Source organism: Azospirillum sp., from assembly GCF_035627195.1.
Classification (GTDB): domain Bacteria; phylum Pseudomonadota; class Alphaproteobacteria; order Azospirillales; family Azospirillaceae; genus Azospirillum.
The window spans coordinates 1-13,251 of record NZ_DASPMG010000308.1 but is presented as its reverse complement, the minus strand read 5'-3'; the positions used below and the strand labels follow the sequence as shown (position 1 = coordinate 13,251).

The 13,251-nt window shown below is 71.4% G+C and carries 11 protein-coding genes; 6 read left to right on the top strand and 5 right to left on the bottom strand.

Going from position 1 to position 13,251, the window contains the following annotated elements; translation table 11 throughout:
- Window positions 1-31 precede the first annotated feature (31 nt).
- Both VED21_RS28005 and VED21_RS28000 read right to left on the bottom strand, forming a co-directional pair.
- Window positions 32-2,014, bottom strand: coding sequence for a response regulator (locus VED21_RS28005; RefSeq protein WP_324888296.1), 1,983 nt, complete (start codon window positions 2,012-2,014; stop codon window positions 32-34).
- A 94-nt stretch (window positions 2,015-2,108) separates the two neighbouring features.
- A complete protein-coding gene (locus tag VED21_RS28000) occupies window positions 2,109-2,609 on the bottom strand; it encodes an MmcB family DNA repair protein (RefSeq protein WP_324888294.1) in 501 nt (166 codons plus the stop codon).
- 389 nt (window positions 2,610-2,998) lie between these two features.
- Between VED21_RS28000 and VED21_RS27995 the strand changes: the two genes are divergently transcribed.
- From VED21_RS27995 to VED21_RS27980, 4 genes are all read left to right on the top strand, one after another.
- A complete protein-coding gene (locus VED21_RS27995) occupies window positions 2,999-4,336 on the top strand; it encodes a hybrid sensor histidine kinase/response regulator (protein WP_324888292.1) in 1,338 nt (445 codons plus the stop codon).
- A 300-nt stretch (window positions 4,337-4,636) separates the two neighbouring features.
- Complete coding sequence (locus VED21_RS27990) at window positions 4,637-6,706, top strand: ATP-binding protein (protein ID WP_324888290.1); 2,070 nt, start codon at window positions 4,637-4,639, stop codon at window positions 6,704-6,706.
- A gap of 574 nt (window positions 6,707-7,280) precedes the next feature.
- Window positions 7,281-8,714, top strand: a complete 1,434-nt coding sequence (locus tag VED21_RS27985) for a bifunctional enoyl-CoA hydratase/phosphate acetyltransferase (RefSeq protein WP_324888288.1) — start codon at window positions 7,281-7,283, stop codon at window positions 8,712-8,714.
- Window positions 8,715-8,725: 11 nt separating this feature from the next.
- Window positions 8,726-9,934 (top strand): acetate/propionate family kinase, encoded by a 1,209-nt coding sequence (locus tag VED21_RS27980; protein WP_324888286.1) that lies wholly within the window; start codon window positions 8,726-8,728, stop codon window positions 9,932-9,934.
- Between the two features lie 100 nt (window positions 9,935-10,034).
- Here VED21_RS27980 and VED21_RS27975 read toward each other — a convergent pair whose 3' ends face one another.
- Window positions 10,035-10,388 (bottom strand): hypothetical protein, encoded by a 354-nt coding sequence (locus tag VED21_RS27975; RefSeq protein ID WP_324888284.1) that lies wholly within the window; start codon window positions 10,386-10,388, stop codon window positions 10,035-10,037.
- A gap of 407 nt (window positions 10,389-10,795) precedes the next feature.
- On the opposite strand from VED21_RS27975, the gene VED21_RS27970 reads away from it, so the two are divergent.
- On the top strand, window positions 10,796-11,233 hold the full coding sequence (locus VED21_RS27970) for a CBS domain-containing protein (RefSeq protein WP_324888281.1): 438 nt from the start codon (window positions 10,796-10,798) through the stop codon (window positions 11,231-11,233).
- Between the two features lie 59 nt (window positions 11,234-11,292).
- Here the strand turns inward: VED21_RS27970 and VED21_RS27965 are convergent, their stop codons facing one another.
- Window positions 11,293-11,739 carry a YccF domain-containing protein gene (locus VED21_RS27965; RefSeq protein WP_324888279.1) on the bottom strand — a complete coding sequence of 149 codons (447 nt, stop codon included), beginning with the start codon at window positions 11,737-11,739 and terminating at the stop codon, window positions 11,293-11,295.
- A gap of 176 nt (window positions 11,740-11,915) precedes the next feature.
- On the opposite strand from VED21_RS27965, the gene VED21_RS27960 reads away from it, so the two are divergent.
- A complete protein-coding gene (locus VED21_RS27960) occupies window positions 11,916-12,476 on the top strand; it encodes a hypothetical protein (RefSeq protein ID WP_324888277.1) in 561 nt (186 codons plus the stop codon).
- A gap of 291 nt (window positions 12,477-12,767) precedes the next feature.
- Here the strand turns inward: VED21_RS27960 and VED21_RS27955 are convergent.
- A partial coding sequence (locus tag VED21_RS27955; RefSeq protein WP_324888275.1) for a PilZ domain-containing protein occupies window positions 12,768-13,251 on the bottom strand: 484 nt, incomplete at its 5' end.

Genomic DNA, 13,251 nt, shown 5'->3' with positions numbered 1-13,251 from the left:
GGACGCCCGATCCGCACCGGGCGGTCCCCGCTCACCCCACCGCCGCGCCGGCCTCCCTGAGGCCGGCGCGTTGCGTTTCCAGGACCGTCCGTGCCGGCTTCCGCGCCGCCTCCACGGCGGCGAGCGGCGCCGTCATGTCGCCGGCACCGCCTTCCGCCGCCACCTCCAGCGCCTGCGCCGCGCGGCGCAGGGCGAGGCAGCCGTAGACGCCGGCCACGCCGGCGATGCGGTGCGCCGTCGCCGCCACCGCCGCCCGGTCGCCCCGCCGCCCCGCCTCGGCGAGCGTGGCGTGGTGCTCGTCCAGCGCGGCCAGCGCGCTGCCGATGAGCTGCGCCACCCGATCCGCCGGCAGCGCCTCGCGCATCTGGCGCAGCGGCGCGTCGCTGAAATCCTCGCCGTCCGCCGGTGGCGGCGGGGGCTCCCCGGCGGTGCCACCGGTGGCGAACAGGCGCTCCAGCAACGGCCGCAGCGTGTCGGGCTGCAACGGCTTCGGCAGAACCGCGTCGGCGCCGGCGGCGCGGCAGCGCTCGGCGTCCTGCGGGATGGCGCTGGCGGTCAGCATGGCGATGCGCACGCCGGCCCTGGCCGGATCGGCCAGGGCGCGGATGCGCCGCACCGCCTCGATCCCGTCCATCTCCGGCATGCGCAGGTCCATCAGCACGAGGTCGACGTCCTGCCCCGCCACCGCCTCCACCGCCAGCCGGCCGTTGCCGACCACGGTGACGGCGTGCCCCTCGCGCCGCAGCAGGGCGGCGCACACCATCTGGTTCACCGGCTCGTCGTCGGCCAGCAGCACCCGCAGCGGCGGCGGCCCTTCGGGCCCGGCATCCCCGGTATCCTCGCCGTCCGCATCCTCGCCGTCCGCATCGTCATCCGCGTCGTCGACGAAGCCGGCGGGCAGGGCTGGCGGGGCGTCGGGCGGGACCTGCGCCCGGCGGCGCGCGGCGCCCGACAGCGCCAGCGCGCCGCCGGCCAGAACGGCCAGCGCCGCCACCAGCCCGGCCAGGGTCGGCGCGCCGTCCAGTGCGTTGGTGGCGCCGACGCGGCCGGCGGTCGTCTCGCGCCTGAGCGCGGCGGCGGTCCGGCGGGCGAGCTGCGCCACCTCCGCCGCCTTGTCGCGGCTGTTGCGGGTGACCTCGGCCACCGCGTCGGCGACGCGCAGCCATTCGGCCCGCAGTTCGAAGACGTTGCCGGCGTCGACTCCCAACGCCATGAGCTGGCGCGCCGCCTCGGCCCGGCGGGCGCTGGCGGCGTCGATGGGCAGGCGGTCGAGCAGCGCGCCCAGGCGCCCGGCCGTCGCCCGGAAGTCCTTCTGGCGTTCGGCGATGCGCGAGGCGTGCGTCAGTCCGGCGGCGGCGAACAGCTGGTCGGCCATGGCGCGGCCCAGGTCCTCCAGCCCGTCGCGCAGGCGCAGCAGGTCGGCGCCCTGCGGCGTCGCCGCACCGTCGCGCAGCGCGCGCAACGCCTGCTCGGTCAGGGTGGAGAGCACGCCGCGGAAGGCGGCGTGGCGCTCCGGCACGCGCTCCAGCGCGGTGCGCAGCTCGCCCTCGATGGCGATGCGCCGCTCCACCACGTGGTTGAGGTCCTCCAGGTTGGAATCCATGCCGTTGACCAGCCGGCGCAGCCCGTCCACCGCGCCCCGGTCCAGGCCCCCGCGGCCCAGTTCGTCGAGCAGGATGATCACCTGCTGGGTCTGCTGGCGCAGTCCGATGTAGCCGTTCTGCCGGCGCAGCCCGGTGGGCGCGGCCTCCAGGTAGGGCATGGCGGCGGCCAGCCGGCTCGCCGCCTCCGCCAGCCCCAGCACGCCCACGGCGTTGTCGACGTCGCGGTCGGCGCGCAGGCGCAGGTGGTCGAGCGCGCCGCCGGTGGCCAGCGACATCGCGCCGGCCACCACCAGCCCGGCCAGCGCGGAGGAACCCAGCAGCACCGCCAGCCGGCCGCGCCGGCCGAATCGCGGCGTCGCCGTCCCGCCGGGGCCGGCGTCGTCGTTGGGTTCCCGGGTGCTGAGGGTCATCGGCGCGGCGCCCGTCGCAGGGAAGCGGTGGGGATTCCTGTATACTGGCACGCGACGCTTTTCCAGCCGGACGGAGGGCCGGACGGAGGGCGCCTCAACCGCTCACTTGGTCGGGGGCGAAGGTCGGGTCCTCCTGGCGGTGCAGCCGGCCGCAGGCCATGAGCGCCACGCGCAGCGTCAGCGCCTTGCGCCGCGCGGCCGCCAGCCGCTCCACCGGCGCCTCGCGCAGGACGGCGGCCCCGAAGGGGTCGGCCACCATCAGGCCGCAGTCCTCAGGGATCAGCGCGGTCGGGAAGCTTTCGTCCACGGCGAAGTAGAAGGCGTCGCACCATTCCCGGTACTCCGGCCATTTCTGGTCGGAGCGGAAGTCGGCGATGCAGCTCTTCACCTCGACGATCAGCACGGTGCCGGCGTCGTCCATGGCCAGCACGTCGGCGCGCCGGCCGCTGGCCAGCCGGACCTCGGTCACGCTGGTGAAGCCGCGCTGCGCCAGCGCCCGGCGCACGCCGCGGGTTATGGCGGCGGCGCCGGCCGGGTCGGGGCCGGCGCCATCCTGCGGATCAGGGTCCTGAAAGGTCGGGTTGGAAGCGTCCATGGCGCCCACCATGGCGCGTGCCGCGCCCCGGCGCCAGCGGGGAATGGGGGCGGCGGCGCCCGTGCCGGCCGCCGTCATATCCGGAAGGGGAGGGGCGGCGCGCCGGCGGTGTTCTTTGCGAATATTGCGCGGAGATTTTGCGGTCGTTTCAAAGTGGCGGGGACATCGCCTTGTGGCGGCGGCACGAATGCTTGCCGAATTTTTCGGTGCCGGCCGATGCGTCGCCGGCCCCGGTTCGGTCGAAGGCATGGCTTGACGGTGCCGGCGTTTTCGTCCGAATTGTGGGGTCGGAACGCTTTCCGTCCAACCGCTTGGACGGACCTGCGGGGGAGTGCGGGCGGATGCCCATGGACGGTCGACAGACGCCGCGAACGATCACTGGAGGCACCATGGGCGACGGCGCCGCCGGCCTGTTGCTCGTCTTCGATCCCGCGTTGCGGCTCGTGTCCTGGAGCGGTGCGGCGGCGGTGCCGGAGCTGGCCGATGCGCTGCGCCCCGGCGCGGCACTGGCCTTCATCGAGGCGAAGGCCGCCGGCCTGCCGTTCACCGACCACCGGCTGGAGGGCGGCGGCCTGGTCCGCGTGCTGGGCGCGCGGCCGCCGGGCGGCCTGTCGGCCGACCGGGGCAGCCGGTTGTTCGCCGCCGCCAGCCACGACCTACGCCAGCCGCTGGCCGCCCTGTCGCTGCTGGTGGGCGCGCTGGACGGCCGGGTCGTCGACCCCGCGGCGCGCGACGTGCTGAAGGCGATGACCGCCGCCGTGCAGTCGATGAAGACCATGGTCGACGGCCATTTCGACCTGTCGCGGCTGGAGGCCGGGCTGATCGAGCCGGACATCGGCCCGCACGCGGTCAACGGCATCCTCACGCGCCTCGCGCTGGACTTCGCGCCGCGCTTCGAAAGCCGGCGGCTGCGCTTCTCGGTGCTGCCCTGCTCGGCGATGATCGACACCGACATCACGCTTTTGGAGCGCATTCTGCACGCGCTGCTGTCCAACGCGCTGCGCCACACCGACCGCGGGCGGGTGCTGCTCGGCTGCCGGCGGCGCGGCGGCGAGCTGTGGATCGGCGTGTGGGACACCGGCCGCGGTCTGCCGCCCGACCAGCTCCGCGTCCTGCGCGACGAACTGGCCCGTCCGCCCGTGGGCGACCGCACCAGCCACGTGCTAGGCCTGGGGCTGGCGCTGGCCAGCGGGCTGGCGCAGCGGCTCGGCCACCGGCTGTGGGTGGAGGCGGTGCCCGGCCGCGGCACCATGTTTGCCGTGTGCGTCCGCCGCGCGCCGGAGGCGGAGGACGAGCGCCCCGCCGCCATCCCGGAGAACCCGGCGCCGGCCGCCGACGTCAGCCGCGCCCGCGTGCTGGTGATCGAGGACGACCGGCTGGTGCTCGACGCGCTGGGGGTCCTGCTGGGCGAGTGGGGATGCGCCGTGGCCGGTGCCGAGTCCTACGACGCGGCCATGGACCGGCTGGGCCCGGCGCCGCAGCCGCCCGACCTCATCATCAGCGACTTGCGGCTGAAGGGGGCGGCCAACGGCATCGTCGCCATCCGCCAGATCGCCAAGGCCTTCGGCGCCGACATCCCCGGCCTGATCCTGACCGGCGACACCGACGCCCGCCGCCTGCGCGAGGCGCGCCTGTCGGGCTATCCCCTTCTGCACAAGCCGGTGGCGCCGCTGGCCCTGCGCACGGCGCTCGCCAACCTCCTCGGGCGCGACCGCCTGATCCCGTGAGCGCATGAAGATCGAGTAACTTTCCCGACGGGCCGGCAAACTTTTCTTTCTGTTGCGCCGCAAAATATGTTTCGGCGTTGAAATCGGTTCCAATTAAGAGACCGTTAAAAGCATTTGTTTCAAGTCGGCAGCGTATGGATCGTAAACAGTCTTTTTGACTTTCGGTCTATGGTCGGGGTTTTGCCTTTTCGTTGTCTTTTGCGTTTTGCTATGATTGCTTTTTTCGGCGGTGCAGAGGGGCGCCGCCGCATGGTGCGGGGAAGCATGGCTTTCGGAGTGGCGCGGCGACGAGCTCGATCCGTGGTGATTCCGATGCTGGCGGCGGCGGGCGTTGCGCTGTCGGCAAGCCTGTTCCTGTACCTGCGCGACGGGGTGCGCGCCGACGCCCGCGAGGCGCTGGAGCGTCGCGCCGCGGAGTATCACCGCGAGCTGCGGGAATGGCGCGACGGGCAGACGGTGATGCTGCACGCGCTGCGCAATCTGGTCTCGGCCCCGGACGGGCCGACGCGCGACGCCTTCGCGGCGGCGCTGGAGCCTCTGCGCCCGCACTTCCCGGCGGTGCTGGCCGCCGGCTGGCTGCGCCGCGTCCCGGCGGCGGCCGGCGATGCCTACCGGATCGAGTACCTGGAGGCGGCCGCCGGCAGCGCGGCGCTGTCGGGCGCCGACGCCACCGCCCTGCCGGGCTGGCGCGAGGCGCTGGACCGCGCCTGCGCCACCGGGCGCGCCGCCGCCACCGGCCGGGTGCGGCTGGGCGGGCCGGCGGAGCCCGAGGGGGTCGTGCTCGCGCTGCCCGTGCATCCGGCGGGGGCGGAGGCGGTTTGCCCGCGGCTGGCCGGCCACGTGGTCGTGGCGCTGACCGTCGACCGGCTGCTCGACCACAGTTTCTCCGGCCTGCAGGCGGTGCGCGGTGACCTCTATCTCGTCGATGCCGACGCGCCGCCGGGCGGGCGGCTGCTCGGCACCCATCGCCGGGACCCCGGGTCGGACCCGCCGGCGCCGCCGCCGTCCGAACAGGCGCTGGACGCCGCGCCCGATGCCGTCGTCCATACGCTGGAGGTCGGCGGGCGCAATTGGCGGATGGTCCTGGTCCCGCCGCCGCCCGCGCTGTTCATGGCCGGCGACACGGCGGCGTGGATCGCGCTGGTGCTGGGTCAGGTGATCACCGTGCTGATGACCGGCTACCTGCACCGCGAGGAGCGGGCGAAGGCCATGCTGCAGACCGAGGCGCGCGCCCGCGCCGCCATGGCCCGCATGCTGCGCGAGAGCGAGGAGCGGTTCCGGCTGGCGCTGCGCCACTCGCGCGTCGCCGTGTTCAGCCAGGACCGCGAGCTGCGCTTCATCTGGATGTACAATCCCCAGGTGCCGATCCCGGCCGAGCGCTTCATCGGCCGCACCCACGCCGAGATCTACGCGCCCGCCGACGCGACCGCGCTCGACACCCTGAAGCGCCGCGTGCTGGAGACCGGGCGCGGCACCCGCCAGGAGGTGCGGCTGACCGTCGGCGGGCGCATCGTGGTCGACGACCTCGTGGTCGAGCCGCTGCGCGACGACGGCGGCGACATCGTCGGCGTCATCTGCGCCGCCATCGACATCACCGAGAGCACGCAGATCAAGGAGGCGCTGGCCGAGGCGCACGCGGAGGCCGAGCGCGCCAACCAGGCGAAGACCCGCTTCCTGGCCGCCGCCAGCCACGACCTGCGCCAGCCCTTCCAGGCCATGAGCCTGTTCCACCATATCCTGGTCTCCCGCCTGCAGGAGCCCAAGCAACTGGAGGTCGCCCGCAAGCTGGGCGAGGCGCTGACCGCCGGCAACGCGCTGCTCAACGCGCTGCTCGACGCCTCGGCGCTGGAGGCCGGCAACGTCAAGCCGCGCATCGCCGAGTTCCCCTTCCAGGAGGTGGCGGAGCGCCTGTCCACCGAGATCGCCGACCAGGCCGCCGGCCACGGGCTGGAGTTCCGCATGGTGGCGACCAGCGCCCTGGTGCGCAGCGACCCCGTGCTGCTGGAGCGCATCCTGCGCAACCTGCTGGTCAACGCGCTGCGCTACACGCAGACCGGGCGGATCCTGCTGGGCTGCCGGCGCCGCGGCGACCGGCTGAGCGTCGAGGTGTGGGACACCGGCCCGGGCATCGCTGAGGACCAGCTGGTGCGCATCTTCGACGAGTTCTACCGCTGCGGGACCGAGCAGCAGGACGGCGCGCGCGGTCTCGGCCTCGGCCTGTCGACGGTGCGCCGCATGGCGCAGATGCTCGACCACCCCGTCAGCGTGCGTTCGCGCGTCGGGTGCGGCACGGTCTTCGCGGTGGCGATCCCCATCATCGGCAACGCCCGCGGCGGCGACGGCTGCCTGCCGGCTGCCGCCTCGGCCTGAGAGGCTCCGGCACCGGCCGGGCAGGGGCGCGGCGACCTGTCGCAGCCCGAACGCGCGCCATCCCGTAGCAAGCCGTTGATGTTGCGGTGCAAAATGGGGCTGCCGGCGGATTGCCGCCGCGCTGTCCGAACGCCGCGTCCGGCAAATCCCCGCGCAAGGATTGCCGGTTCTTTGGGCGATCTTTTGGAGTATGGAAACATTTAACGGATCGTAAATACTGGGCTGTAATGGTCAAGCTTTCCGGCCGCGACTTGACTTTCCGCATAGTTCTCCAGTAAAAGACGCTTTGCCGGGTGGGGCGGTCCGCTGGCTTCTGCGGCGGTTCTGCTTTCGGTCGGCGGGGTTTCAGCGTCTGTCGGGCGGCTCGCCTGCGCTGCGGCGCACCACGGCGCGCCGTGCCGTAACCAAGCCGTCATGGTGCCGTCACGCTGTTGAGGTAAGAACCCGCCCACCGCGCGCCCCGTCGGGCCGCGCGGGGCCAACCAAGAAGGGGCTGCGGCGCCGCCGCCGCGCCGACAGCCCGAAGGATCCGGCCAAGCCTGGACCGATCCGCATCCGTATGGAGCAAGGAACAATGGACACCGCCTCCGCTTCCACCGCCGCCCCGGTGACGATGATCGAGAACGTCACCTTCGACGAGATCCGCATCGGGCAGTCGGCCAGCCTGTCGCGGCGGCTGACCATGCACGACATCCAGCTCTTCGCCATGGTGTCGGGCGACATCAACCCGGCGCACCTGGACACCGAATACGCCTCGTCCTCGCGCTTCCACAAGGTGATTGGCCACGGCATGTGGTCGGGCTCGCTGATCTCGGCGGTGCTGGGCACGCTGCTGCCGGGGCCGGGCACCATCTACCTGGGCCAGGACCTGCGCTTCAAGCGCCCGGTGGGTCTGGGCGACATCATCACCGCCACGGTGACCGCCAAGGAAAAGCGCGACAAGAACGTCGTCGTGTTCGAATGCGTGTGCGTGAACCAGGACGGCCAGCCGGTCGTCACCGGCAGCGCCGAGGTGATCGCGCCGACCGAGAAGGTCAATCGCCCCGCGCATGAGCTGCCGCAGGTGCAGATGATCCACCACGACGGCCACGAGCTGATGCTCAAGCGCTGCGAGGAGCTGCCGCCGGTGCCGACCGCCGTGGTCCACCCGTGCGACGAAAGCTCGCTCAAGGGTGCCGTGGAGGCGGCCGAGGCCGGGCTGATCGATCCCGTGCTGATCGGGCCGGAGGCGAAGATCCGCGCGCTGGGCATGGGCTTCGGGCTCAATCTGGCGGGTTACCGCATCATCGACGTGCCGCACAGCAACGCCGCCGCCGAGACCGGCGTGAGGCTGGCCCGCTCCGGCGAGGTCGAGGCGGTGATGAAGGGCTCGCTGCACACGGACGAGCTGATGGCCGAGGTGGTCCGCAAGGACACCGGCCTGCGCACCGGCCGGCGGTTGAGCCACGTCTTCGTCATGAACGTGCCCACCTACCCGCGCACGCTGCTGATCACCGACGCGGCCATCAACATCTACCCGACGCTGGAGGACAAGGTCTCCATCGTGCAGAACGCCATCGACCTCGCCAAGGTGCTGGGCGTGGACAAGCCGCGCGTGGCGATCCTGTCGGCGGTCGAGACGGTGAACCCCAAGATCGCCTCCACCCTGGAGGCGGCGGCGCTGTGCAAGATGGCCGACCGCGGGCAGATCAAGGGCGGCGTCCTGGACGGCCCGCTGGCCTTCGACAACGCCATCAGCGAGGAGGCGGCGCGCACCAAGGGCATCGTCTCCGACGTCGCCGGCCGCGCCGACATCCTGCTGGTCCCGGACCTGGAGGCCGGCAACATGCTGGCCAAGCAGCTGTCCTTCCTGGCCAACGCGGACGCCGCCGGCATCGTCCTGGGGGCGCGCGTGCCGATCATCCTGACCAGCCGCGCCGACAACATCCGCACCCGCCTCGCCTCGTGCGCCGTCGCGGTGCTGATGGCGGCGGCGCGCCGCAAGGCCGCCCTGGCCGCGGCCGAGTGAGGAGCACAGCCTTGACGACGCAATCCCAAGGCAACGCCGTCCTGGTGGTGAACGCCGGGTCGAGCAGCCTGAAGTTCTCCGTCTTCCGCGAGGCCGGGGCCGAACTGGCGGTGGCGATCAACGGCCAGATCTCCGGCATCGGCACCGAGCCGAAGTTCGAGGCCAAGGACACCGCCAAGCGCCCCCTGGCCGACAAGGCCTGGGGGCCGGGCGAGCCGTCCGACCGCACGGCGCTGCTGCGCTACCTGCTGGACTGGGTGGAGGATCACCTGGACGGGGCCAAGCTGCTGGCCGCCGGGCACCGCGTGGTGCACGGCGGGGCGCGGTACTCGCACCCCGTGCTGCTGACGCCCGCGGTGATCGAGGAGCTGAACGGCCTCGTGCCGCTCGCACCCCTGCACCAGCCGCACAACCTCGCCGCCATCCGCGCGCTGGGGGAGGCGCATCCGGAGCTGCCGCAGGTGGCCTGCTTCGACACCGCCTTCCACCGCGGCCAGCCCTGGCAGTCGCAGACCTTCGCGCTGCCCCGCGCGATGACGGAGGAGGGCATCCGCCGCTACGGCTTCCACGGCCTGTCCTACGAGTACATCGCCCGGCGCCTGCCGGAGATGGCGCCGGAGCTGGCGCAGGCGCACGTCGTCGTCTGCCACCTCGGCAGCGGGTCCAGCATGTGCGCCATCCGCGCCGGCAAGAGCGTGGACAGCACCATGGGCTTCACCGCGGTGGACGGCCTGCCCATGGGCACGCGCACCGGCCGCCTGGACCCCGGCGTGCTGATCTACCTCATGCGCGCCAAGGGCATGGGGGCGGACGATCTGGAGAAGCTGCTGTACAACAAGTCCGGCCTGCTGGGCGTGTCCGGCGTCTCCAACGACATGCGCGTGCTGCTGGAGTCCGCCGACCCCCACGCGGCGGAGGCGGTGGAGCTGTTCTGCCACGCCGTGGCGAAGGAGACCGGCTCGCTGGCCTCCTCCATGGGTGGGCTGGACGCCATCGTCTTCACCGCCGGCATCGGCGAACGCTCGGCCCCCGTACGCGCCCGCGTGGCGGAAAAGCTGGCGTGGCTGGGCGTGAAGCTGGACGAGGCGGCCAACGCCGCCAACGGCCCGAAGATCAGCGCCGCCGACAGCCGCATCCCCGTCTGGGTCATCCCCACCGACGAGGAGCGCATGATCGCCCAGCACACCATGGAAGTGGTGGACGACGCCGGGCTGCGCTGACGCGCCCGCACCAAAAGGAAAAGGCACCAAAAGGAAAAGGCCCCTTCCGCATCGGCGGGAGGGGCCTTTTTCTTTGGATCCGGGTGCTGGATACGGGCGCCTACAGCCCCTTCCAGCGCTTCAGATATTCGAGCAGCTTGCGCTCGTAGAAAGGCTGGGGCTGCTGGTAGCGGGCGACGAGGCCCACCTGCTCGTCCATCTTCACCACGATGCCGCGGCAGACGAATTCCACCGCGTCGCCGTCCAGATCGAAGCTGATCTTGAAGTCGAACTGCTGCTTGGCGATTAGGTCGCCGTCATAGGGGCGGATGCGGAAGGAGCCGACCGCGAATTCCTCCGGGGTGTAATCGTGCCGGTCGATGATGATGCGCGGCGGCTGCGACGGCCGCTCCTTGGCCACCGTGGCCGCGGCTGCGCCCTTGCTCTTACCGCTCAGTTTCGACAGCCACGACATGAGGATTTCGTGTCCCGTACGCTCGGCCCGAGGCCATTAACCGAAAACATCCAGGCTGAAAGTTTTCGGCGGATTGCGTTGATTAATAGTTAACGAGCGTGAAATCGCTCAAAACTGCACGCTTACGCCGTGCCAATCCGGAGCTTGCCGGACGCCGCCGGGCGCATTTGTCGCATGTTGCACCCGCATGGCAACCATACCGATCTTTCCTTTCCAGAGTTCTCGTTCGGCTCTTGAAAAGGAGATACGCTTCTCCGGACAGACAAGCCTTGGATCCGCAAAGCAGTTCTTCTTTGGTTTTTGCATCTGCAAAAAGTCATTGTGCAACCGCAAAAACCTGTCTGCTCTTTTGTCTTGCGAAGCTCTGCGAAGCCACGGAAATCCAGGCAAACGGAAGGAGCGCAGCCATGATGCACCGCAATGTCGGGGATCTGCTCAGCAACCGCCGCATCGTCAATCTGCCGCCCAACGCCACGGTGCGGGAGGCCGCGTGCCAGATGAAGGCGTCGCACGTCGCCTCCGTCGTCGTCACCGACCGTGGCGACGACCGCCTGGAAGGCATCTTCACCGAACGCGACCTGACCGAACGCGTCGTCGCTTCCGGCCTTGATCCCGACCACACGCCGCTGTCGGCGGTGATGACGCCGTGCCCGGTTACCGTGGACCTCGACACCAGCGTGCGCGACGCGCTGCGCCGCATGTTCTGCAACGGCCTGCGCCACCTGCCGATCATGCAGGCCGGCAAGGTGGTGGGCGTGGTCTCCATGCGCGACTTCATGGGCGAGGAACTGGCCGGCCTCGACCGCGAGAAGGAACTGATGGAGAGCCTGACCGAGGTGATCTGACGGCAGGGGGAGGGGGGCGCGCCCGGCGGCCCCCTGGTGCTTGCTTACCGCCTGCTTGCTTACCGCCCGTACGTCGCGCCGCGGCGCAGCGCCTCGGCCTCGTCGTTGGTGACGATGCGCGTGCCGATCGGCCACAACGCCAGCCCAGCCAGCTTCAGGTGCGCCCAGGCGAAGGGCAGGCCGATGATGGTGATCGCCAGGCCGACGGCGGTGATCAGGTGGCCCAGCGCCAGCCACCAGCCGGCGAAGACGAACCACAGGATGTTGCCGACGGCGCCCAGGGCACCCGTGCCCATGTCCTCCCGCCCGCCATAGGCGTCGCGGCGCACCGCGGTCTGGCCGAAGGGCAGCAGCGTGTACCAGGCGATGGTGAGCGCCGAGCGCGCCCACGGAATGCCGATGATGGTGAGGACCATCACCGCCGCGGCGATCAGCCAGCCGGCGGCCATCCAGATGCCTCCCGTCACCACCCAGAGAATGTTCAGGATCAGGCTCAGCAACGGCATCGCGGGGTCTCCTTTCGGCATCCCCATATGGGGAGGCCCGCCCGGCCGTACCAGAACCCCCCGATGATCGTTCCTTTGAGGAGGGGCGGCCGGGCGGCGCCTTGAAGCCGCCGCCCGGTCCCATACATCAGAACTTGGGCCATTCGGGCGTCCCGCCCTGGGCTCAAGGAGACCGCATGAACGAAGAGCACGCCCCGGACGTGTCCTCCGCCGGCCCGCCGGTGGAAACCCAGGCCGAAACGCTGCCCGTCGTGAACGCCATCATCGCCACGGCGGCCTCGGCCGCGCTGAAGCGCGGCACGGGGCAGGACGTCGGGCTCGGCGTCATCGCCGCCCTGCGCCGGCTGCGCGCGACGGCGCAGGAGGAGGCCGGGCTGGCCGTCGTCGTAGCCATCGACACGGTGATCCGCTCCCGCCTCCTGGCCGAGAACCTCACGCGCCTGCGCGCCAGCGGCGCCCCGCCCGCCGCCATCGTCATTCCCACCCCGGGCCGGGGCGCCAACGCCGCCGCCGCCATCTTCGAGAGCGCGGCCGATTCCTGCCTGGCCGTCAACGCGCACGCGCCGGACAACGGGCCGCTGGAACTGGCCGTCTATGCGCTGACCGGCCAGTTGGTGCAGCAGTTCGGCGGCACCCCGGCGTGGCCGGCGCTGAAGGACGAGCTGGACCGCCCCTTGGGCGGTCACATCCCGGTGCCCACGTCGGTCCTGCCCATCGAGGGCGCCCCGGTGCATTGATCATGGCCGGCCGTGATCGCGGGAAGGATTTTTTGAGACACGGATGAACACGGATTTTGCACGGATGGACACGGATGAAGAATAGATCTCCATGATCTTCATCTGTGTCTATCTGTGTTCATCTGTGTCAAAAATCCGATTCTCGCACAGCGTGGCGCCAGCGGGAGGCTGTGCCTTCAGACCCGGATGGACACAGAATAGACGCAGATGAACGGGATTGAAATCAATCCGTGTTCATCCGTGGCCGGCCTCGCCGGCATCCGTGTTCATCCGTGTCTCCCGCTTCTTTTCTCAAGCTGCGGCCTCCCGCCCTTCTCCCAGGGGCGTCAGGCCGCGGGTGATGTCGCGGAAGACCGGCAGGAAGCGGGTGCGGGCGTCGTCGTCCAGCACGAACTTGACGTGCAGCCGGTCCTCCCCGGCGCCGACCACGGTGAAGGGCAACTCCGCCCCGCCGCGCTCCAGCCGAAGCCGGCCGAACGCGCCCGGCTCGGCCGCGGGCGCGCCGGTAACGATGGCGCCGCCCTCCGACAGGTTCGTCACGCCGCCCGTCCGGCTTTCGCCCCCGATGGTCACCGCGCAGCGTTCGTCCACGCGGAAGCGCGGCTTGCGGCGGCGGTCCACCTCGGGGCTGGCGGTGCGGATGGTGCGCACCATGACGCGCTGCAGCGCCTGGACGCCGGCCACCACCTCGCCGGCCGCGTCGCGCACGGTGTCGGCTTGGGCGCCGGTGGACAGCGCCTCCTGCGCCACCTCGTCGATGTGGGCGGACACCTCG